The organism is Candidatus Marimicrobium litorale, assembly GCF_026262645.1.
Lineage (GTDB): Bacteria > Pseudomonadota > Gammaproteobacteria > Pseudomonadales > Halieaceae > Marimicrobium > Marimicrobium litorale.
Genome location: NZ_SHNO01000001.1, coordinates 2,692,166 through 2,712,416, shown reverse-complemented (window position 1 = coordinate 2,712,416; position 20,251 = coordinate 2,692,166). Strand labels below are relative to the sequence as shown.

The following is a 20,251-nucleotide window of genomic DNA, read 5'->3' as shown; positions in this document are numbered from 1 at the left end:
ATGACATGGTTTGAGAGCACCTTCTTGACCCGCGTTGCCATCCCGGCTGCACTGGTTCTGGTTGTTCAGGTTGCCATCACCCAGGTGCAGCGCGATCTGGGTTTGCCTGTATTCTCTGCGGCCCACGCACAGAAAGACGCGAAAAAACCTGAGCGGGAAACACGCAGGACACCTGCGCTGCGCAACAAGGTGTACGAGAAACTCTCGGAGGCGCAGGCGGCAGCTGAGGCCAAGGATCTCGCCATGGCGAAAAGCATCCTCGATGCCATGATCGCCGAAGGAGGCAAAAAAGCCCTCAATAGCTATGAACTGGCTAATGTTTACAACCTGTATGCGTTTATACAGTACTCCAGAGAAGACTACGCCGGCGCTCTTCGCTCCTATGAGCAGGTGGTGTCGCAGCCCGATATCCCGCTGGCTATGGAGATCAACACACGCTTCACCATTGCCCAGTTGTACTTCGTTCAGGAAGAATGGCAGAAGGGTATTGATGCACTGGAGCTGTGGTTCAACATGACCGACACCCCTAATGCCAACGCCTACGTGCTGCTGGCTCAGGGTTACTACCAAGTGAAAGACTACAACAAGGCGCTGATCAATGTTGAAAAAGCGATCAGCATGCAGCTCGAGAAGGGCAAGATTCCGAAGGAGCAATGGTATAACCTGGCGCGCTTTCTTTACTTCGAAAAAAATGACGTGAAGAACACGGTGCGCACGTTGGAAGCGCTGCTGACCTACTATCCGAAAAAAGAGTACTGGGTGCAGGTCTCGCACATGTACGGTGAGCAGAAAAAGGAAGCGGACCAGCTTGCGGCGATGGAAACGGCCTATGTACAGAGCATGCTGGAAAAAGACAGCGAGCAGGTCAATATGGCCTACCTGTATCTTAACGGTGATGTGCCTTACAAGGCGGCCAAGGTAATGGACAAGGGCCTGAACAATGATTCGATCGAGGGAACATCGAAAAACTGGGAGCTTGTCGGTGCGTCATGGCGGCAGTCGCAGGAGCTGAAGAAAGCAATACCGGCGATGGAAAAGGCAGCGGCGAAATCCAACAAGGGTGAGCTATACGCCCGTCTTGGCAATGTGTATCTCGACAATGACGAGTATAAAAAGGCGGTGTCAGCGATCAACAAAGGGTTGTCTCGCGGTGGGGTGAAGCGTCCGGACAGCGCACGACTGGTGCTGGGTATGGCCTATTTCAACTCGCAGCAGTATGACAAAGCGCGCGATGCGTTTGAGGCCGCGGCTGAGGATGAGCGTTCGGAAGAGTATGCCAAGCAGTGGATGGCCTATATGGAGTCTGAGCTTTCGCGACAGAAGGCCCTGCAAGAGGAAGATGCGGCACTGCAGCAAATGACCGAGGCGCTGACCCAGCCTGATACGGATGAGGAACTGGAAGTCGAAGTGTCTCCCGAGGACGTTGTGAACAAGAAAAGTGATTGAGTACACTTAATTTCCGGGAATAAAAAAAGGAGCTCGATGAGCTCCTTTTTTGTGTTCACTCTAAACTGTTTTACGCTTTAGAGCGGGACTACGTTCTCGGCCTGAGGGCCTTTCTGGCTGTCCGTCACGTTGAACTCAACCTTTTGACCATCGGCCAGGGTTTTGAATCCTTCTGCTTCAATGGAACTGAAATGTACAAATACGTCAGGGCCGTCTTCACGCTCGATAAAGCCGAATCCTTTCGTCTCGTTAAACCACTTAACGGTACCGTTTGTCTTAGACATAGTGTTTACCTGTATTGCTGCAGCGCCATGTCCAGGCGCCTTTATCATTAAGAAATGTATTTATGGGTTACGTACCGAGGAACTGAATGGAACTTCGACCGTGAGCATAAACATCGCTGAAACCTATCAGCACCGATAAGTGTAGCACTATATTGGGCACTTGGCATAAATTGAAGAAAACAATTTTTAGGGGAATTGTGGCCATTGGTGAGTCCATTGTGGTGTTTTCGGTGACGCGAGTGCGCCACGCATCCTGCTAGATAGGCGCGTGTGCGGCACCCACAAGACCGATGGAATCGCCGCAGACAAGATACAGAGGCACGTCGGACAGGTGTTTTTTCATCTTCCCTTTCGCCGCGAACCGCCGGGAGAATGTGCTTTTGCGCAGGAAATCCGTCATGGTCGGCAATATGCCGCCGGCCAGGTAAAGGCCTCCATAGGCGCCGTTGGCGAGCACAAAATCGCCGCAGGCGGAACCCAATAGGCCGCAGAAGAGCTCCAGTGCTTCTGCACACAGTGTGCACTCCCCGCGCAGGCCCTTTGCAGAAATCGCTTCCGGCTCTTGCAGAGTTGCATCGACGCGGCGCTCCCTGGCCAATACCTGGTAAAGGCACAGCAGGCCGGGACCGGATAGCAGGCGTTCTGCGTATATCTCGCCGTTTTCACCCCTGAGCCTTTCGAACAGTGCAAACTCCAGTGCCGTGGCCGGGGCAAGACCCATATGGCCGGGTTCACTGGCGCAGGCAAGGGGTTCCGGTCCCCGGGTATCCAGTGTGGCTCCGCCCAGACCAGTGCCAGGCCCAAGTGTTGCCAATCGTCCGTGCAGCGCGGGTTTACCGGCCTGCAGGGTCACCAGTTCATGAGCGCCCAGGTGGGGCAGGGCATAGGCGTTACCTTCAAAGTCGTTTATGCAGCCAAATTGGGAAAAACCGAATTGCTTCGCCAGTTCGCGAGGCGAAAAGCGCCAGTCGATATTCAGCAGTCGTACCTCGTCATCGAAGGGCGGCGCTGCCACTGCAAGGCACGCTTCCTCCGGGAGTTTGTCACCGAGGTCGCGCCGCCAGGCGAGGATAATGTCGGCGAGGCTGCCGTAGTCCCGGTTGCGATAGTTGCGCTGAAACCGCAGTTGCTTGGCGTGCGCATCGAACAGTGCGAGGCGTGTATTGGTGCCGCCAATATCCCCAACCATGCGGTCGGCCGTCGCTACCATGCTCAGTAAGCCGGCAGGATTTTCATGATGTTGGTAGAACCGGCAGTGCCCAGAACAGTGCCCTTGGTTAAAAGGATGGAGTCGCCCTTGCTCAGAAAACCACCATCCAGCAGGAACTCGATGGCTCGGCTGTCGACACTGTTTGGATCGAAGGCGTCGGCGTCAAAAAACAAGGGCACCACGCCGCGACAAAGGGCGAGTTGCTGCAGTGTTGTGCTGAGGTGGCTGAGGGCAAAAATGGGCAGGCCGGAACTCAGGCGCGACATCAGTCGGGGTGTGGTGCCCGATTCTGTCAGGCAGGCGATACCGCGCACATTATCATAATGATTCGCGGCATAAATGGCCGACATTGCGATAGTTTCCTGGGCGTTGGAAAACGCCGTGTCGAGTCGGTACTTCGAGGTTTTTGCCACTCGTTGCCGCTCGGCCCCCAGCGCCGCGTCGGCCATAGCGGATACAACTTCTACCGGATAGTTGCCTACCGCCGTCTCGGCGGAGAGCATGACCGCATCGGTACCGTCGAGTACTGCATTGGCAACGTCGAATACCTCTGCCCGGGTTGGCATAGGGCTATTAATCATCGACTCCATCATCTGGGTTGCGGTAATGACCACCCTGTCCAGCTTGCGTGCCTGGGTGATCAGTTCCTTCTGGATGCCGATCAGCTGTGCATCACCGACTTCGACGCCAAGATCCCCTCTGGCTACCATGACGCCGTCGGCAGCGGTGAGAACAGCATGGAGAATCGATTCGTCACCTACGACTTCCGCCCTTTCGATTTTGGCGATAATGGCCGGCTTCAAATTGAGCTGCTCGAGGCGTCCGCGGGCCTGAAAAATATCCTCCGCGTCGGACACAAAAGAGATGGCTACAAAATCCGGGTTTACCTCTACGAGGCTGTCAATATCGGTTAAGTCTTTGGCTGTTAGCGCCGGAGCCGCCAGCCCGCCGCCAAGCCGATTAATGCCCTTACGGGAACTCAGTTGGCCGCCGACCAGCACGGTGCACTCCACGGCGCTGGCCTCAACATCGTCTGCGCGCAGACGGATGCGGCCGTCATCAAGGAGCAGCGTATCGCCGCGCACTACGTTGTCGCATAGTTCTGCATAATCCACACCGACGCCGCGGATGTCGCCTGCGTCGTCCTCCAGCTCTAGGTCCAGGCGGAAGCGGTCACCCACATCCAGTTCAATGGAGCCGTTGCGGAAAGCGCCGACACGAATTTTGGGCCCTTGCAAATCCGCCAGAATGCCCACGTATTGACCGGCAATGCTTGCCTGTTTGCGGATGCGTTCAGCTACTTTTACGTGCTTCTCCGTAGTGCCGTGACTGAAATTCAGGCGAAAAACATTCACCCCGGCGCCGATCAGTCGGGCGATCAGGTCTTCTGACTCGCTGGCCGGACCAACCGTAGCGACAATTTTTGTACGTCTTATGACCTTTGGGTTCACTTCCATCCCCGTTGTTGTTATCGCTGGCCACAGGTTCTGCATGTGCTGTGGGTTGGCGAGAAACTGTCAGGCAAGATAATGCCTTGTTAGAGGAGTAACTGCCAGCGTTGGCTCAGCAGAGAGGCGATAGGGCGAAGTATTTACAGGCGGACGCGCCCTTGCGCCTTACAAAGCTACGGAACCGGAACCGGAACCGGAGCCGGGTAGAGGGCCGCTTTCCCGTGCTGTACTTCCAGGGCTTTGCGCTGCGAACTTTTCAACGCGCTGACCACCAGTCCGTAGGAGCTATCAATCATGCGTTGAATCTCTCCGTCGGGAATGCTGCCATCGACAATCACTGTATTCCAATGTCGCTTGTTCATGTGATAGCCGGGGCCCACCGATGCAAAGATATCTCGTAAGATCATTGCCTCGTGGGGGTCGCACTTGAGGTTCATCCTCACGAGACCCTCATCCTCGATCAGCGTTGCAAACATTTTCGAGCGTATTTTGAAGACGGCGACACGGGGGCCAAAAGGATAGTCCTCCCAGGCTTCCGGTCGTGCCAGCAGGTAGAGGCGCAGCTCCTCGCGCTTCATGGCGGCTCTAGGAATGCCAGTGCCACGTCGGGGAAATCTGTGAACATACCGTCGATACCGGCGTCGGTCACAAATATCTCAAGCAGCGCGGTGAAGTCGCTCACGCCCTCGGGTAGGTCATCCTTGCGGAAGGTGTAGGGGTGCACTTGGAGATCATGGGCATGCGCCAGGTCCACCAGTTCAGTGAATTGCGGCGCGCCGCTGTCATCACTGCCAACGTGAATATGGGAGAGGTGCGGTCCTATACCGTTGGCGTAGCTCGCGATATAGGCGATGCCGTCCGCTGTTCTCAGCCAGTTGTAATCTGCCCGCGTGTCCTCCCCCCATTCGTTATCGCCCAGCAGCTGTATCAGTGGAATAGGCGTGGTAAGTTCGCTTTTGAGGCGCAGCAGAGTCTGGTCGTCAAAGCACTGCAGGTAAACTTGCTCTGGTCGCTCGATATAACCTGTCTCGGCCAACACCTCCAGCACTGTACCCGGCAGGTCCAGGCCTTCTTCCCGATGCCAGTTTGGGCGTTTCATTTCCACGTAGATACCGGTGCGCCGATTCCGGCTTTTGTCCAGGCCGGCGAGTAGCTCGATCTCTTCTTGCAGTGTGGGCACTGCGAACAGATGAGGTGTTACTGGAAAGCGCTGGGGATACACGGCCTTGCCGTCTCGGTTGTCATCGTGCACCCTCTCCCGCACACGTAATTGCCGTATCTCTGCCAGTTCGAAATCAATGGCGTAAAAATGGCCGTCTGCTCGCGCGCGCTTGGGGAACTGCCGTGCGACATCAGTGGTACTGTCGAGGTAAATATCGTGTAACACGATGGCTATACTATCCCGGGTAAGGACCACGTCCTGCTCCATATAATCGGCGCCCATTGCATGGGCCACGGCCTTGGCCGCGAGGGTATGTTCTGGCAGATAGCCGCTGGCGCCGCGGTGGGCGATGATAATGGGCCTTGATGTCTTCATAGTGGCGGTTGGGTACTCCGCAGAAGGGAGTCGTGATGGGCGCTCACAGGTTGAACGCCTTTTGGCCCACCGTGATAAGCGAAGAGGCGTTGCTTGTCAAAGGTAATCCCGATCAGGGCATCGCCGCGATCCACGCGCTCTCTTCAAACCATTTGTTGCGCAACTGGTTCAGCACACCGGTTTTCTCGTAGGAGCGCAGGTAGTTGTCTACGAGGTTATAGAATTGTTTGTCCTCCCTGCTGACGGCTATTCCTATTGGCTCGACGGTCAGTGGCTCGTCCAGCGTAATCAGCCCCGCATCGGGGAATCGCATGACAGCCAGAATACACTGGGTCATGTCCGCCACCATGAGCTCGGCTTTGCCTTCTATCAGGAGAGAAACGCCTTCGTCATAGCTCTCTACCTCGATGAGCGTGGCTTCGGGCGCTACCTGCTTAACGAAGCTTGTGTGAGTAGAATTTTTCAAGGCAAGAATTTTCAGGCCCTTGCGATTGAACTCGTCGGTCGATGTCAGCGCACCCATGGAATCACTGGTTGTCAGTATGGATTTACCAGACATCATATAGGGGCCAACAAAGGATACCAGTTCGGTGCGCTCGGGCGTGATAGACAGGTTGGACAACACCATGTCGATCTCGTCTTTTTCCAGTGCCGTGATCAGGTCACCGAATGGCATTTGCTTGATTTCCAGTTCAACATTCATCGCAGCCGCCAAGGCCTGGGCCAAGTCCACGTCGAAGCCCATTAGCCCGCCTTCTCGATTGGCCATAGTCATAGGTGGCTGGTTGCCAGACATGCCCACCTTCAGTGTGCGAAAGTCGATGATTCGCTGTAGCGAATCGCCCGCAACTGCGGACAGGGGAAGTGTGACGAGCAGCGCTACCAGCCCGGACATTGCGATTTTTCTAAGAGTTGCTGACATAGTTAACTTCTCCATCGGGTTAATGTTTTAGTCGCGGCGGGTGTGACAAGACTGGCATTGGCCTACTATTATTCTAGTGCTTCCAGTGTAAGACTGATCGGCAAATATGCCAAAACCTTTTATGATGTGGCAGGCGTTGACACAGGAGATTCAGCTTTGGCCAATGCATTTGATCGTTTGGTGGTGTCGGTTCCTGATCTGGCGGAGGCGGTGAATCAGTACCAGACCGTTATGGGCGTGCCGCCCTTGCCGGGTGGCGCTAAGGATTCCGCGCGCGCCGCGCGATGGCTGCTGACGAACACCGTTGTGGAACTGGTAGAGCGTGGCGCAGCGGCACCTCATCTGCAAGGTCTGGTTTTCGCACGGGAGCACGCCCCGGAGGGGGATGAGGTCATAGAGAATTCACTGGGTTTGCATTTGTGCCAGTGTGATGGACGTTTTACGGAGCAGCTGCGGGAAAAATGGTCGAGCGAGCACCGCCCGGCCTTATCTGTTGACCATGTGGTCTTGCGCACCGTCAACCCGGACGCCTGTATCGACCTCTTCCGGGACCAGTTAGGTATACGCCTTGCGCTGGATAAAAATATCGAGGCCTGGGGCGGGCGCATGTTGTTTTTCCGCGGCGGCAAGATGACCCTCGAGGTGATTGAGACGTCGGCGGACGGGCCTGAGAAAAACGTGTTCTGGGGTGTAGCCTACCAGTGCACGTCGTTGGCAGAGCGTGTGCGGATTCTGCAGGACGCCGGTGTACAGGTGTCAGCACCGCGGGACGGGCGCAAACCCGGTACACGGGTGGCTACGCTAAAAAGCCACGACCTCGGCATACCGACTCTGCTCATCCAGCCGGCGGCAAGCTGATGCACAAGCGCGCCGCCGATGCGTGTTACATGACGCAGTGTTTGGTGTAGCTTGCGGCCTCTTCACCGGTCCACTGGCCTTTGGGCGTTTTGGCAAGCTCCTCACACCATTCTTTTGAGCCGATCGACGTGCCATCGACCAGACAATTCTTCGCATAAGTAACAGCATCGGAGCTGGACCACTCGCTCTTGGGCTGATCGGCTTTCTGGGTGCACCAGCGTTCGCTGCCGGGTTCTGCAGCGCACGCTGTTAGAAAAGCAAAAACGCCAATGAGGGCTAGGTTGCGCATAGTTTTTCTCCTGATTAGGTTTCGGGGCAGACTCGAATGGCCGCAGTGCTGTTGTCCGCGATAGCATGAGTCGGCCGCGTTTGCACGCGGCTGCCAGCTAGGTTCTACTTCAGCTGCATCTTGATCGTGTTTTCGGTCGCCTTGCTGTAGGGGGGTAGCATGCCACCCAGTTTGCCGATGTTCAAGTTGGACTGTCGATATACCGACTTGGCGTGGGAAAAGGTCTGGAACCCCTTCTGGCCATGATAGGCGCCCATGCCGCTTGGGCCTACGCCGCCGAACGGCAGCTCTTCCTGGGCGACATGCATGACCACATCGTTGACGCATACGCCACCGGAGGTGGTGCGACTGATCAAGGCGTTTTCCTCGGCTTTGTCCTCGCCAAAGTAGTAGGCGGCCAGAGGGCGGGGCTTGCTGTTAATGTAATCGATAGTCTCTTCAAAGTTGCTATAAGTGCGAATAGGCAACAAGGGGCCGAATAACTCTTCTTCCATCATCTTCAGGTCATCCGCGGGCTGCGGCACCAGAGTGGGTGGGATTTTCAAAGTGCCCTGTTGGCTGCTGAAGTCTTCATCGGCAGGATTGATGGGGAGAATAGTTTGGCCGCGCTCCTGTGCCTCGGCGAGATAGTCGTTCAGGCGGCTGAAGTGCCGTTCGTTAATCACCGACGTGTAAGAGGGGTTATTGAGAATACTGGGGTACATATTCGTGACCGCTGTTTTTGCGGCTTCGATCACGTCCTGCAGTTTTTCCTCCGGGACCATGAGGTAATCCGGGGCCAGGCAAATCTGTCCCGCGTTGAGCGTCTTGCCGAGCATGATCCTGCCGATACTTTTCTCCAGGTCGGCGCCGCGTGAAATAACAACGGGTGATTTTCCACCGAGCTCCAATGTAACGGGCACCAGGTTGCGCGAGGCAGCGGCGAGTATGTGTCGAGCGATTGAGGTCGCGCCAGTAAAAATCATGTGATCAAAAGGCAGCGCGGAAAAGGCTTGTCCTACCTCGGCGCCACCGTTGAAGATGGCGACTTCTTTTTCGTCATAGGCCTCGTGTATCATTTCAACCAACAGCTCAGCGGTGGCGGGGGTGAATTCGGAGGGCTTGATCATGGCGCGGTTGCCTGCGGCGAGTACGCCGGCCAGCGGAGCGAAAACCATGTTCACCGGGAAGTTCCAGGGTGCGATCACGCCGACTACGCCAAGCGGTTGGTATTCAACGCGGGAGCGACCGCCGAGAAGGTTGAAAGGGAACATGGTGGGTCGCTTTTCGGGCTTCATCCACTTGCGTACGTGCTTGATGGCATGCTTCATGGGTGCAATACCGGCGCCGATATCGGTGAGCAGTGTTACTTCCCGGGGGCGGCAGGTGAAGTCGGTGTTGAGCGCGTCGACCAGTTTGGCATTGTATTTGATAAGCACGTCTGCACCGCGCTGCAAACGGTCGATCCGTGTTTCTGCCGTCACGACCCCCTCCTGGAGGTAGTCCTCGCGTTGGCAGGTGAGAGTGGCTATCATTTGTTGCTCTATATCGGCCGCGGTGGGTGCTTGCTCGGGTGCATTCATGATCAGGTCCTTGTTATCGGCGTTGTGGCCAACAGAATGAGTAGTCAGGCGCGTAGTATAGACCCCAGATGGGCGAAAATTAACCAAACCGGAGGGTTATTTGTGGCCAACTGCCTGCGGAAGCCTCGAATGGCTGACTACACCACGGTAGCGTACGCGTGAGTAAGGACCTGCCACAGGCCGATAGCCGCACCCCGTCGCCCCCGTTCGGGTACTCTCGAGCATGTACCCACTCACGGGAGCAGCAACTGCATATTGTTGCCGAGTATCACGCGCACAAGATTCGACCCAGTCGCATTGCGTTTCGGGTGGGCATCGATATTGCGTTCATCGAAGAGTTGATTGCCGGTGAAACCGAGCCGGATCGTTTCGCGCAGCTGGTCCAGCACTATCGCCGTGGACGCTACCAACAACGGCTGACTGCCTCCGGGCGGCGAAGGGGCGTCGCTCGCTACGAGCTGCAGCAGCGCATTGAGCGTGAGTTTAAGCAAGAACAAGAATACTAAAACCGGGATAGATGATATGACCACACTGGCTTTGTGGCACGACATGATCCAGCGACAGGATCTCGACAGATTGGGTGATATCCTGGATCCGGACTGCGTATTTCTATCGCCCATCGTTCATACGCCACAATGTGGTCGCGACCTGACCAGCCTCTATTTAAATGGTGCTCTCGGTGTTTTTAACGAGACGTTTCACTACACAAAAGAGGTCGTCACTCCAGAGCATGCCGTACTGGAATTCAGTTGCGAGGTGGAAGGCATCTCAATAAATGGAGTCGATATCATGACCTTCAACAAAGAGGGAAAGATTACTGAATTCAAGGTAATGCTGCGGCCTTTAAAAGCGGTAAACCTCATGCATGCCCAAATGCAGGCCATACTGAAAGCACTGGCGGGGTGACTGTGAGCAAGTTTTGGTTTAAGGTAGCCGGCTGATGAAAATACGACAGACATTGTTGGTGCGCGGTCTGGCCTTTATGGCGCTGCTGTGCACGCTTGCCCTCAATCTGGAATTGACGCATAGCCATGCTGACCACGATGACGTTGTTCATTGTGCGGCATGCACTAGTTCTGCTTCCGGTGACGTCCTGCTCTCTGCAGCCGTCGCGTTGCAAGTGCCCACTATTATTTCAGCACGGATAGCCTCGACAGCTGATGCTGTTGTTGTCAGCTTACCATTCCGTCTTGTTGTTATCCGGGGTCCGCCCCAAGTCTCCTGAATCTCGGACTTAAAATTCATCAGGAGAAATTCATGAAACGTTTGTTATGCCTTGCGGTGGCTGCCGCCTCAATACCTGTCTCTGCGGAAGACAGGACTCTAGAACATGTTCTGGTCTCAGTGCCTATTCACCGGCAGGAGAGTAACTCCGTGCTGCCGGTGACGGTGATCACCAGTGAAGAGCTGCAGCGGTCGGTTGCTACCACCATAGGCGAGACGCTGGAAAACCGCGCGGGTCTCGCGAACTCATCTTTTGGGCCGGGCGTCGGTCGCCCCGTTATCCGTGGGCAGCAGGGTCCGCGGGCGATTACCCTACAAAATAATACCTCGTCTGCGGATGTTTCCAGTTTTAGCCCGGATCACGCTGTCACCGTAGAACCACTGCTGGCGAAAAGCATTGAGGTCTTGCGAGGACCCTCCACGCTGCTTTACGGGGGTGGCGCGATTGGGGGTATCGTCAATGTTATTGACAATCGCATTCCACGTGAGCGTATCGAAGGTATCGAGGGCGCGGCGGAATACCGGTACGACTATGCCCCCGACCTGAACAGCGGTGTAGGCGTTCTGGAAGCGGGTTTTGGCAACCTCGCCTTTCACCTTTCCGGCACGTCCCGCTCTACCAGTGATCTGCGAATTCCTGGCAGAGCTATCGATGAGGCAGCCCTTGCTGAACAAGAAGAAATGATGGGTCACGACGAGGAGCACGAAGGCGAAGATCATGAAGGCGAGGAGCACGGCGAGGAGGAGATCAACAACTCGAAAGGGAAAATCGCCAATACCGACACCGACACGGATGTGATTACCGCCGGCTTCAGCTTCCACTTCGATGAAAAGGGAAGTTATGCTGGCTTCGCGGTGAATAACCTGAACAACAAGTACGGCATTCCCCCCGGGGCCCATGAGCATGGGCACGAAGAAGAGCATGGGGAGCACGAAGGAGAGGAGCACGAGGGAGAAGATCACGAAGAAGAAGAGCACGAAGGAGAAGAGCACGAGGGAGAGGATCACGAGGGAGAAGAGGAAGAAGAAGAGATTGTTCGCATCGATATGGACCAGACTCGCTATGATGCCATGGTGCATCTTTACGAGCCGATGGACTCGATTGAGGTGGTGCGCGGTTTCCTCACCTACACGGATTATGAGCACAAGGAGCTGGAGGGCAGCGAGGTTGGCACGCGTTTCAAGCGCGATACCTGGGAAACGCGGCTTGAAGTGGTGCACAACGCCCTGCTTGGCACAGAAGGTGTAGTAGGCCTGCAGGCCAAGTCTGATACTTTCGAAGCCGTTGGTGAGGAGGGGTTTATTCCCAAAACAGACAGCACAGAGCTCGGCTTGTTTCTCATCGAGGATTTTCATCGAAATGAGTGGACTTACGAAGCCGGTCTGCGTGGCGAATACGTAGAGCGTGACCCGAGTACTAATGCCGCCTCCAATGAGGATTTCACCAACTGGAGTGCGTCTTTATCGGCTCTTTGGCAGTTCGACGATAACTGGCAGACAGGTGTTTCCCTGGCGCGCTCAGCGCGTGCGCCTTCAACCGAGGAGCTTTTCTCCAACGTCGACGCCATGGATCCCGAGGAGCTAGTAACTCACGCCGCAACGGGCATTATCGAAGTGGGTGATCCGGATTTGGACAATGAAACATCACTGAATGCCGACTTGGCCTTGCAGTGGCACTCCGCGAATTCTTGGGCGGAATTGTCCGTATTCTATAATCAGTTCAATGACTATATTTTCTTGCGAAATAGCGGTGAAGAAGTAGACGAAACCGCTGTCTATGATTACCTGCAGGAAGATGCAAAGTTCTACGGCGTTGAATTTGAAAGTAGCTTTCACCTGACCGATCTTGGCCCCGGTGCGCTTGCGCTTGATTTACGCGGCGACGCGATCAGGGGTGATTTTAAGGACAACGGAGACGTGCCCCGCTTGCCGCCGGTGCGAGTCGGCGCTCGCCTGAGCTGGACCGGAGATGCTTTTGGTACCTGGGTGAGTGTGCTCAATGCAGGTGACCAGGATCGCCCGGGTGACTTCGAGACTGATACTGACGGCTATACGCGGTTGGATCTGGGTGCAGACTACCGCTTCAGTTTTGCTCAGGAGCGAGAGCTTCTAGTGTTTATAAAATGGAAGAATATCACCGATGAAGAGATTCGATTGAGCACCTCATTCCTGCGTAACTATGCGCCGGAGGCGGGGCAGTCGGTTGCAGCGGGTATTCGTTTCTCTTTTTGAGCACGAGTGAAGGCCCTATCGATTTCGCGTCTACGTAGAGGCGACGATACGGGCAAAACCCTCACAGCGGTGATGGGCGCCTGCGCATGAGTGCACGGCGCCCTGGTTAAAGTTCTACACGGCGAAAAGGGGCGTCTCACCGCCTCGAGCTATTTCGCCGTTTTCTTCGATACTGGCTGACTACGCTCCTTAGGCTTTCTTCTTTAGATAGCCAGAGCGTTTATTCGATCCGGCGATACCCTCACTGGAGCAGCGCCTTGTTCCGCCAGCGCGTACCGTTAACGTCATAGCGGAGCAGAACAATGATTTTTTTCATGGGTACTGCTAGAGTCCTACAGCAACGGCTTAGCGGAGAGTGTTTATGGCGCAGCGTTTAATAGTGGGTATCAGCGGTGCATCGGGTATTATTTATGGTCTGCGTGCACTTCAGTTGTTGCGCGATTGCGGGGTAGAAACCCATCTGGTGATCAGTAAGTCTGCCAAATTAACACTGCACTATGAGATGGACATGCCGCTTGAGGAGCTGGAATCATTGGCCAGCGAGGTATATCCCACGAGTAATGTCGGCGCGACGATTGCGAGCGGTTCGTTCAAAACAGGGGGCATGCTGGTTGCACCTTGTTCGGTACGCACCTTGTCTGAGATTGCCACAGGTGTTACCTCAACCCTGTTGACTCGTGCTGCGGATGTGGTTCTAAAGGAGCGTCGTCGTCTGGTGTTGATGGTTCGCGAAACACCTTTACACACCGGGCACCTTCGCAGTATGACGGCGCTGTCTGAGATGGGTGCGATTATCGCACCGCCAGTGCCGGCTTTTTATACCAGGCCCGCGAGCCTTGATGAGATGGTGACTCAAACGGTCGGTCGTGCCCTCGACCTATTTGACCTTGACCACGAGCAGGTAAAACGTTGGCAAGGCGATTAGCAGAGTGGTTCCGCTAATCGCGTCCTCGCCCCTGCGGATTTAGATTACGGTGGCTGTCCTTTTCTGCGTTATTCTTATCGACCTGATCGGCTTTGGCATAGTCATACCCATTCTGCCTTTTCTGTCTCCGCAACTCGGTGCGGACAAGATGGATATCGCATTGGTGATAGTCACCTACGCGACTTGCGCTGGTCTCAGCGGCCCACAGTGGGGCAAGTTATCTGACCGGATTGGTCGCAAGCCGGTGATCATAATTTGCCTGGCGGGCGCTGTCCTCGCATACCTGATGCTGGCCTTTGCCTCAGAGCTATGGATGGTGTTCGCGGCACGTGGTTTCGCCGGGCTGATGGCCGGTAACTTTGGCGTGGCCTCCGCCATGATCGCTGACATTACCACTACGGAGAATCGAGCGCGAGGCATGGGGCTCATCGGTGCTGCGTTTGGTGCGGGGATTGTCCTTGGCCCCGTGATGGGTGGCTTGCTTACTTTAGACGGCACGGGTTTCACGCTCCCCTGCTTGGTAGCGGGGGTCATGTCACTGTTGGCGATTGTTGCCGCTGCGTTTTTTTTACAAGAGTCTCTGCCTGCGGATAAACGGGCGGCGATTGAGTCGCGGCGCATGACCAGCCAGTCACTGTCTCTGTTGCAGTTGCTGCGGCACACTCAAAACCGTTTATTTGTTTTTCAGTTTGTTCTGCACCAGGCGGCAGTCAGCACCATTGTCTATATGTTTCCCCTCTGGATGGGCGAGGAATTGGGCTTCAGTGCGCGGGAGGTCGGTATTGTATTTGGTATTCAGGGTGTGATCATGGTGATCTGTCAGGGCGGCCTTCTGGGCATACTGGCGAGGTTGCTCGGCGAGTGGCGGCTGCTGCATATTGCCGTAACGTTGCTGTTGTTGGGTCTTTTGGCTGCGAGCATGGCTGACTCTATGGTGACCATGGTCGGCTCAATTTTTGTTGCGATGACCGGCGCGACCCTCTGTGTTCCGATGTTGAATACCATTATCAGCTACACTACCGCGCTGGAGTACCGAGGCCGGATGATGGGTATCACCAATGCGGCCTCTAGTTGGGGGCGGGTGGTGGGTCCACTGGTCGCGGGAACCAGCCTTTCCCTATTGGGTTTTTCCAGTGCGTGGTTGGTGTCCGCACTGTTGGTATCGGTGTACCTGATTCTGACTTTGTTTTTGAGTGTGAAACGGCCGGTGCAGCACTCACAAACCCATGTGCAGTGAGGGTAGAAAAAGCGTAGTATCTCAGCCGTCCGGATCTGCTGTTATCACGTCGTGGGCAATCATTTTTTTGGAAGGAATTGAGCTATGACCACGCAGCTATTTGATCTCGCCGGGAAAATTGCCCTTGTCACTGGTGCCAGCCGAGGCATCGGTGAAGAAGTCGCCAAATTGCTGGCGGTGCAGGGTGCCCATGTGATTGTGTCCAGCCGAAAGATTGACGACTGTAGTGTTGTTGCTGGCGCAATTCAGGAAGCTGGCGGGAGTGCAGAGGCTTTCGCGTGTCATGTGGGAAACATGGATAACATTGCAGCTCTGTTCGAGCATATTCGCGCCGTTCACGGACGGCTGGATATTTGCGTCAACAACGCCGCGACCAACCCCTACTTTGGTCACGTGTTGGATACCGACCTGGGTGCATTCAATAAAACCGTGGATGTAAATATGCGCGGCTACTTTTTTATGTCGATTGAGGCTGGCAAGCTGATGCGTGATAACGGCGGCGGTGCCATTGTTAACACCGCGTCGATTAACGCTTTGCAGCCCGGCATCATGCAAGGTATTTATTCAATTACCAAAGCGGCAGTGGTGAATATGACCAAAGTTTTTGCAAAGGAGTGTGCCCCAATGGGCATCCGTTGCAATGCCTTGTTGCCAGGGTTCACCAAGACCAAGTTTGCCGGCGCTCTTTTTGATAACGAGGATATCTACAAAGTCGCGGTCGAGGGTATTCCCATGGGTCGTCACGCGGAAGCAAGCGAGATGGCCGGCACCGTGCTTTACCTCGTGTCCGATGCCAGCTCTTACACCAACGGTGAGTGTATCGTGGTCGATGGTGGCATGACCATTTAGCTGCTAGATATGTTGGACTTCGCCCTGCCGGAACAACTGTTAAAGGACTGTCATTATCTGGGCAGCCTGCGCGCCACGGAGGTATTGCTTAATCGCAACGCTGCGCTGCCCTGGTTCATTCTGGTACCGCGCACCGCCCTGCAGGATGTGCTCGATCTACCAGAGGCTGAGCTGCGTGGGGTAATGACGGAATGTGTCGGCGTTTCAGCGTTCATCAAGCAGAAACTGGGTTACCCGAAGGTGAACTTTGCCGGCCTTGGCAACGTGGTGCCGGATATGCATTTACACATTATCGGGCGTCGTGAGGGGGACCCCTGCTGGCCGCAACCGGTATGGGGCAATCTGTCCGAGGGCGGTCCGTATGCGCTGCATACCTTACGCGAGTGGCAGAGAGGTCTTGTCGAGCATCTCGGCCTGAACTCTGCAACGCTGCCGGATTAAGTCGGAGACGAATACGTTGCCAAACACGGTTCTCGTTACCCAACCCTTACCTGATCAATACCTTGCTAGGCTGGCTGAACATGCCGAGCTCGATGTGCTAGATGCGGGTGAGTCCCTGTCAGACCCGGCACTAGGCACGCGGAGGTCCGCCTGCTACGGGGTGGTTTGCACATTGACGGATACGATTGATCGCGCACTCTTAAAAGATATGAATATGCTCAAGTTCGTGTCCAGTGTATCTGTTGGTGTCGACCATATTGATGTGTCGGCGCTGTCGGTCCGCGGTATCGCCTTGGGGAATACACCGGGTGTGCTGGCGGATGCAACTGCCGATACAGCGTTTGCCCTGTTGTTGTCGGCGGCACGGCGTATTGCAGAGGGGGATCGTTATATTCGCGATGGTAAATGGACTGCGAGCAATCGCTGGTCTCCGGGGTTTTTTCTTGGCAAGGACGTCAGCGGCTCGACGCTTGGCATTGTCGGTCTGGGACCTGTCGGACAGGCTATGGCGCGGCGTGCGGCCGGCTTTGGCATGACGGTAGCCAGCTGGACGCCGTCTGGACGTAAAGTGCCCGGTGTGTGTTCATTGTCTCTGGAGGCGCTACTGGCAACAAGCGATTTTGTCAGTGTACACGTCGCGCTCGCGGACACGACTCGTAATTTGATCAATGGTGCCCGCATCGCCACCATGAAGCCTGGCGCGGTGCTGATCAACACCGCCCGTGGCGGTATTGTGGACGAGTCCGCAGTCGCGGCCGCACTCGACGATGGCCGTCTGTTCGCGGCTGGATTAGACGTGTTCGAGGAGGAGCCGGTACCCGCGGATAGTCTGCTGCTCAAGCACCCAAGAGTTGTCGTGGTGCCGCATATTGGCAGTGCGACGGCCAGCACCCGGTTAAAGATGGCGGATCGTGCGGTCGTAAATGCGGTGGCGGCTCTGCGGGGCGAGCCGATGCCTTACTGTGTGAATCCGGAGGTCTACGCGGCGCTCTAGACGCCGCTTTCACAGCGCTACGGGGCCGATGCCTCGGGCAGTGTTTTCAGAGCGCGCGTGATGGACTTGCCCATGGCATTCTCTATCCGGGATACGTCCGCGCGGTTAGCGTCCTCTACAAACTTCGTCAGGGTGACGTGCCAGACTTCCTTGTGACTCTGCTTGTCGTTGAATTGCAGAACAATATTGTTGGTTTCCTTGACTCCGCCCAGTGCGATCGCATTGTCCACACTGGCTTGGTCAATCTGGCGATTGGGGTTGACCGCGGCGCGGGGAGACACATTGCTCGCCCAGTTGCTGCGCTCACCATCCAGCAGGCGCTTGGCAAAAATGTAGTCCACCGTGAACTGAGCCCGTTCCCCATCCAGAATATAGCCCTTCGCGAGAAGGTTCGCATCTACCTCCCGACGCAATACTGGGTCTATCGCGTAAACAGGGTCCGAGGAGCGTGTATCACCGGGAAGGGGGTTCGAGCGCCAGCTGTAGTAACGGTAATCCCCGGCGGCAAACTGATCGACTGGAGCAGGCTCGATCTCAATGCCGCTGCAGGCAGTCATAACCAGAGGGAGAAGGGTGTAGGCCAGGGCAGTAGATAGACGCATGGTGTTCCTCGGTATTAACGCAGTTTCAGGGTGCCATGCCGCTCGGTCCGTGCGGGCAAAGTCGGCGGGAGCCATGTTAGCAGGGTGCGGGATTGCGAGCCATATGCGGCACGAGCGCGCGGCAGATGTAACTATGTTGGGTGCTTTGCCTGTATCAGTTTGTTAACCTAAACTAAGATAACCATAAGTTATTTCTCGGGAGAAAGCATGATTTCGCGCAAGCTGATAAGGACCGATCTGAATCTGCTTGTCGCTTTGCAGATCCTGCTGGAGGAGCGCAATGTGACGCGCGCTGCGGAGCGGCTGTCCGTATCGCAGCCCGCCCTGTCGAAGACACTGCAAAAACTGCGCGATTCTTTTGAGGATGAATTATTCACCCGTACCTCCCACGGCCTGGTTCCCACTCCCCGGGCGGAGGAACTGGGACTGGATTTACCCACCCTGCTGGAGACCATCGAGCAGGTGTTGGGCGACACAGAGTTCAGCGCTGATACCTATGCCGGCAGCTTCAAGCTGCTGATGCCACCTATCCTCTGTGAGTCCCTATTGCCCAGCCTGATGGCCGAGCTGCTGGACACTGCCCCCAACGTACAGGTCATTATGGCCGAGGTACCGCCCAACTATCAGGAGCAGCTGAAAAAAGGCGAGGCGGATTTCGCCGCCTTCGTAGCCCTTGAAACCGAGCGGGACATTCTGGCGGAGCCCATTGCCGCCATTGCTCCCCGTTGTTATATGCGCGTGGAGCATCCGCTGGCGAAGAAGGATATGAGCCTGCAGGACTTTCTTGCCTATCCTCACCTGCGCTTATACCTGCCGGGCTTGACCCGGGAGAACACCAGCATGGTGGATGATGTGCTGGGACAATACGGTGTGCATCGCAGTATTGCACTGGAGACGACCCAGTTTTCTTCAGCAGTCGGTGTGCTTACTCGCACAGATGCGCTGCTGGTGGCGAATGCCGGCTTTCAGGAAGGTGGTTTATACCGGGAGCGTATTGTGGGACACGAAATGCCGGCGGAACTGAAGCGTATGATTCGCAATACCAACAGCTCTCAACGCGGCAAAATGTCGCTGATGAGGCACACTCGGACCTCGCGGAGTGCACCTCACCAGTGGATGCGGGGTCTGCTTATGAAGCACCTGAGTAGCTCGCCCGAGTCGATGCCGGATGTGCAGCAGGAATTACCCACGGACGCTCCGCCGGTAAGCACGGGGTGATAGCCCTACGGTTTTGCTGAACTGCCTGGAAAAGTAGAGCTGGTCGTCGTATCCCAGGGCAACCGCCACTCCCTTGACGCTTAGTTGCGTGGAATCCAGCAGGTGGCAGGCGTGTTCCATTTTCATGTTGAGAAAGTGCTTGATTGGAGAATAACCGGTCAATGCTTTGTACTTTTTGGAAAAGTGGAAGCGGGACAGATTGGCGGCGGCGGCCAGGGTATTCAGTGCCAGCGGTTGTCCGATGTGTTCCAGCATCAGGTTCTGCACGGCCTCAAGATCCAGATTGTCATGCCGCGCAGCGCTGGCCTGTCGCATATCCAGGGTGATATGGGTGAGCAGGTGGCGTAGCTGGTTGGCGGCGTTGATGAAAGCGCGGTTACTGTACCCGGTGCGCTGCACGGCCAGCAGGCCCCGAAAATGCGCTACGAGCTGAGGCGATATCCCTACCGGCAGCACCGGTGGGGCGCCCTCCCGGTCACCAAGGTATTGGTTGAACACCGCCGTGCTGGTGCCCTGGTAGTGCACCCAGTAAATACTCCAGGGCTCGTCGTTGTCGGCTTCATAGTGGTGCGTCGTGCCCTGGGGCAGTAGCAGTGCGTCTCCCGCCCCGATCTCCCCGCGCCATCCGTCAGCGGAGGCTATCCCCCGACCCTCTACACAATAAATTAACAGGTTGTCGTCATGGCGTTGACGCTCCATGCGGTGTTTTTCGGCGCGGGGATAGAACCCCATAGCGGTGGGATAGCATTCCCGTGTGAGAGGATGTCGTGCCAGTTTTTTACGCATAAAGGCGGGCGTAAGGAACCGAATACCGTTTTCTGGCAGCGGCCACTTGGAGGGTGCACTCATGACGGGGCCTGGGCCGGGCTGGGGTTGCCACTATTGTCTTATAAAATAACAATATAATCCATATATTTGACAATTTCTTCCCTTGGTCGGTGTGCTGGTCACGGGTATTCTGGCGCACACT

The 20,251-nt window shown here is 55.8% G+C and carries 22 protein-coding genes; 12 read left to right on the top strand and 10 right to left on the bottom strand.

Translation table 11 applies throughout. The features are described from left to right. Positions 1-1,446 carry a tetratricopeptide repeat protein gene (locus EYC82_RS12185; protein ID WP_279249809.1) on the top strand — a complete coding sequence of 482 codons (1,446 nt, stop codon included), beginning with the start codon at positions 1-3 and terminating at the stop codon, positions 1,444-1,446. A 77-nt stretch (positions 1,447-1,523) separates the two neighbouring features. On the opposite strand, the gene EYC82_RS12180 is transcribed toward EYC82_RS12185, so the two are convergent. The 6 genes from EYC82_RS12180 to EYC82_RS12155 all read right to left on the bottom strand — a co-directional run bounded on the left by EYC82_RS12180 (position 1,524) and on the right by EYC82_RS12155 (position 6,850). Next, entirely contained in the window at positions 1,524-1,730 is a 207-nt protein-coding gene (locus EYC82_RS12180; protein WP_279249808.1) for a cold-shock protein, read from the bottom strand. Positions 1,731-1,986: 256 nt separating this feature from the next. Next, positions 1,987-2,940: a glucokinase gene (glk, locus tag EYC82_RS12175; RefSeq protein ID WP_279249807.1), complete on the bottom strand. Its 954-nt coding sequence runs from the start codon at positions 2,938-2,940 to the stop codon at positions 1,987-1,989. Between the two features lie 2 nt (positions 2,941-2,942). Then, complete coding sequence (gene pyk, locus EYC82_RS12170) at positions 2,943-4,397, bottom strand: pyruvate kinase (RefSeq protein WP_279250695.1); 1,455 nt, start codon at positions 4,395-4,397, stop codon at positions 2,943-2,945. 167 nt (positions 4,398-4,564) lie between these two features. Then, complete coding sequence (locus EYC82_RS12165; RefSeq protein ID WP_279249806.1) at positions 4,565-4,969, bottom strand: MmcQ/YjbR family DNA-binding protein; 405 nt, start codon at positions 4,967-4,969, stop codon at positions 4,565-4,567. Then, positions 4,966-5,928 carry a glycerophosphodiester phosphodiesterase gene (glpQ, locus tag EYC82_RS12160; protein WP_279249805.1) on the bottom strand — a complete coding sequence of 321 codons (963 nt, stop codon included), beginning with the start codon at positions 5,926-5,928 and terminating at the stop codon, positions 4,966-4,968. The genes EYC82_RS12165 and glpQ overlap by 4 nt, the downstream gene beginning before the upstream one ends. 112 nt (positions 5,929-6,040) lie before the next feature. Then, positions 6,041-6,850, bottom strand: a complete 810-nt coding sequence (locus EYC82_RS12155; protein WP_279249804.1) for a transporter substrate-binding domain-containing protein — start codon at positions 6,848-6,850, stop codon at positions 6,041-6,043. 156 nt (positions 6,851-7,006) lie between these two features. Between EYC82_RS12155 and EYC82_RS12150 the strand changes: the two genes are divergently transcribed. Next, positions 7,007-7,708: a VOC family protein gene (locus EYC82_RS12150; RefSeq protein ID WP_279249803.1), complete on the top strand. Its 702-nt coding sequence runs from the start codon at positions 7,007-7,009 to the stop codon at positions 7,706-7,708. 25 nt (positions 7,709-7,733) lie between these two features. On the opposite strand, the gene EYC82_RS12145 is transcribed toward EYC82_RS12150, so the two are convergent. Together EYC82_RS12145 and EYC82_RS12140 are read right to left on the bottom strand one after the other, a co-directional pair. Then, a complete protein-coding gene (locus tag EYC82_RS12145; RefSeq protein ID WP_279249802.1) occupies positions 7,734-7,997 on the bottom strand; it encodes a DUF3012 domain-containing protein in 264 nt (87 codons plus the stop codon). A gap of 104 nt (positions 7,998-8,101) precedes the next feature. Beyond that, positions 8,102-9,559 carry a coniferyl aldehyde dehydrogenase gene (locus tag EYC82_RS12140; RefSeq protein WP_279249801.1) on the bottom strand — a complete coding sequence of 486 codons (1,458 nt, stop codon included), beginning with the start codon at positions 9,557-9,559 and terminating at the stop codon, positions 8,102-8,104. A gap of 158 nt (positions 9,560-9,717) precedes the next feature. Between EYC82_RS12140 and EYC82_RS12135 the strand changes: the two genes are divergently transcribed. The 9 genes from EYC82_RS12135 to EYC82_RS12095 all read left to right on the top strand — a co-directional run bounded on the left by EYC82_RS12135 (position 9,718) and on the right by EYC82_RS12095 (position 17,461). After that, entirely contained in the window at positions 9,718-10,065 is a 348-nt protein-coding gene (locus EYC82_RS12135) for a hypothetical protein (RefSeq protein ID WP_279249800.1), read from the top strand. 16 nt (positions 10,066-10,081) lie between these two features. Beyond that, positions 10,082-10,465: a nuclear transport factor 2 family protein gene (locus EYC82_RS12130; RefSeq protein ID WP_279249799.1), complete on the top strand. Its 384-nt coding sequence runs from the start codon at positions 10,082-10,084 to the stop codon at positions 10,463-10,465. Between the two features lie 34 nt (positions 10,466-10,499). Further along, positions 10,500-10,784, top strand: coding sequence for a hypothetical protein (locus EYC82_RS12125; protein WP_279249798.1), 285 nt, complete (start codon positions 10,500-10,502; stop codon positions 10,782-10,784). A 32-nt stretch (positions 10,785-10,816) separates the two neighbouring features. After that, positions 10,817-13,015, top strand: a complete 2,199-nt coding sequence (locus EYC82_RS12120) for a TonB-dependent receptor (protein ID WP_279249797.1) — start codon at positions 10,817-10,819, stop codon at positions 13,013-13,015. A 361-nt stretch (positions 13,016-13,376) separates the two neighbouring features. Continuing rightward, positions 13,377-13,940 carry a UbiX family flavin prenyltransferase gene (locus tag EYC82_RS12115; RefSeq protein WP_279249796.1) on the top strand — a complete coding sequence of 188 codons (564 nt, stop codon included), beginning with the start codon at positions 13,377-13,379 and terminating at the stop codon, positions 13,938-13,940. Positions 13,941-13,989: 49 nt separating this feature from the next. After that, complete coding sequence (locus tag EYC82_RS12110) at positions 13,990-15,177, top strand: MFS transporter (RefSeq protein WP_279249795.1); 1,188 nt, start codon at positions 13,990-13,992, stop codon at positions 15,175-15,177. An 84-nt stretch (positions 15,178-15,261) separates the two neighbouring features. Beyond that, positions 15,262-16,026 carry an SDR family oxidoreductase gene (locus tag EYC82_RS12105; RefSeq protein ID WP_279249794.1) on the top strand — a complete coding sequence of 255 codons (765 nt, stop codon included), beginning with the start codon at positions 15,262-15,264 and terminating at the stop codon, positions 16,024-16,026. Positions 16,027-16,035: 9 nt separating this feature from the next. Beyond that, positions 16,036-16,467, top strand: coding sequence for an HIT family protein (locus EYC82_RS12100; protein WP_279249793.1), 432 nt, complete (start codon positions 16,036-16,038; stop codon positions 16,465-16,467). A gap of 16 nt (positions 16,468-16,483) precedes the next feature. Next, the gene (locus tag EYC82_RS12095; RefSeq protein WP_279249792.1) at positions 16,484-17,461 is read left to right on the top strand and encodes a 2-hydroxyacid dehydrogenase; all 978 of its coding nucleotides are present in this window, start codon (positions 16,484-16,486) and stop codon (positions 17,459-17,461) included. Between the two features lie 17 nt (positions 17,462-17,478). On the opposite strand, the gene EYC82_RS12090 is transcribed toward EYC82_RS12095, so the two are convergent. Continuing rightward, entirely contained in the window at positions 17,479-18,063 is a 585-nt protein-coding gene (locus tag EYC82_RS12090) for a DUF4136 domain-containing protein (protein WP_279249791.1), read from the bottom strand. Positions 18,064-18,270: 207 nt separating this feature from the next. On the opposite strand from EYC82_RS12090, the gene EYC82_RS12085 reads away from it, so the two are divergent. After that, the gene (locus tag EYC82_RS12085) at positions 18,271-19,281 is read left to right on the top strand and encodes a LysR family transcriptional regulator (protein ID WP_279249790.1); all 1,011 of its coding nucleotides are present in this window, start codon (positions 18,271-18,273) and stop codon (positions 19,279-19,281) included. On the opposite strand, the gene EYC82_RS12080 is transcribed toward EYC82_RS12085, so the two are convergent. Beyond that, positions 19,246-20,130 carry an AraC family transcriptional regulator gene (locus EYC82_RS12080; protein ID WP_279249789.1) on the bottom strand — a complete coding sequence of 295 codons (885 nt, stop codon included), beginning with the start codon at positions 20,128-20,130 and terminating at the stop codon, positions 19,246-19,248. The genes EYC82_RS12085 and EYC82_RS12080 overlap by 36 nt on opposite strands. Positions 20,131-20,251 lie beyond the last annotated feature (121 nt).

What these genes read in the sequence shown, in the direction of transcription:
- EYC82_RS12185 (WP_279249809.1), top strand. Translation starts at nt 1, where the DNA reads ATGACATGGTTTGAGAGCACCTTCTTGACCCGCGTTGCCATCCCGGCT.
- EYC82_RS12180 (WP_279249808.1), bottom strand. Translation starts at nt 1,730, where the DNA reads ATGTCTAAGACAAACGGTACCGTTAAGTGGTTTAACGAGACGAAAGGA.
- glk (WP_279249807.1), bottom strand. Translation starts at nt 2,940, where the DNA reads ATGGTAGCGACGGCCGACCGCATGGTTGGGGATATTGGCGGCACCAAT.
- pyk (WP_279250695.1), bottom strand. Translation starts at nt 4,397, where the DNA reads ATGGAAGTGAACCCAAAGGTCATAAGACGTACAAAAATTGTCGCTACG.
- EYC82_RS12165 (WP_279249806.1), bottom strand. Translation starts at nt 4,969, where the DNA reads ATGAAGCGCGAGGAGCTGCGCCTCTACCTGCTGGCACGACCGGAAGCC.
- glpQ (WP_279249805.1), bottom strand. Translation starts at nt 5,928, where the DNA reads ATGAAGACATCAAGGCCCATTATCATCGCCCACCGCGGCGCCAGCGGC.
- EYC82_RS12155 (WP_279249804.1), bottom strand. Translation starts at nt 6,850, where the DNA reads ATGTCAGCAACTCTTAGAAAAATCGCAATGTCCGGGCTGGTAGCGCTG.
- EYC82_RS12145 (WP_279249802.1), bottom strand. Translation starts at nt 7,997, where the DNA reads ATGCGCAACCTAGCCCTCATTGGCGTTTTTGCTTTTCTAACAGCGTGC.
- EYC82_RS12140 (WP_279249801.1), bottom strand. Translation starts at nt 9,559, where the DNA reads ATGAATGCACCCGAGCAAGCACCCACCGCGGCCGATATAGAGCAACAA.
- EYC82_RS12130 (WP_279249799.1), top strand. Translation starts at nt 10,082, where the DNA reads ATGACCACACTGGCTTTGTGGCACGACATGATCCAGCGACAGGATCTC.
- EYC82_RS12125 (WP_279249798.1), top strand. Translation starts at nt 10,500, where the DNA reads ATGAAAATACGACAGACATTGTTGGTGCGCGGTCTGGCCTTTATGGCG.
- EYC82_RS12120 (WP_279249797.1), top strand. Translation starts at nt 10,817, where the DNA reads ATGAAACGTTTGTTATGCCTTGCGGTGGCTGCCGCCTCAATACCTGTC.
- EYC82_RS12115 (WP_279249796.1), top strand. Translation starts at nt 13,377, where the DNA reads ATGGCGCAGCGTTTAATAGTGGGTATCAGCGGTGCATCGGGTATTATT.
- EYC82_RS12105 (WP_279249794.1), top strand. Translation starts at nt 15,262, where the DNA reads ATGACCACGCAGCTATTTGATCTCGCCGGGAAAATTGCCCTTGTCACT.
- EYC82_RS12100 (WP_279249793.1), top strand. Translation starts at nt 16,036, where the DNA reads ATGTTGGACTTCGCCCTGCCGGAACAACTGTTAAAGGACTGTCATTAT.
- EYC82_RS12090 (WP_279249791.1), bottom strand. Translation starts at nt 18,063, where the DNA reads ATGCGTCTATCTACTGCCCTGGCCTACACCCTTCTCCCTCTGGTTATG.
- EYC82_RS12085 (WP_279249790.1), top strand. Translation starts at nt 18,271, where the DNA reads ATGATTTCGCGCAAGCTGATAAGGACCGATCTGAATCTGCTTGTCGCT.
- EYC82_RS12080 (WP_279249789.1), bottom strand. Translation starts at nt 20,130, where the DNA reads ATGAGTGCACCCTCCAAGTGGCCGCTGCCAGAAAACGGTATTCGGTTC.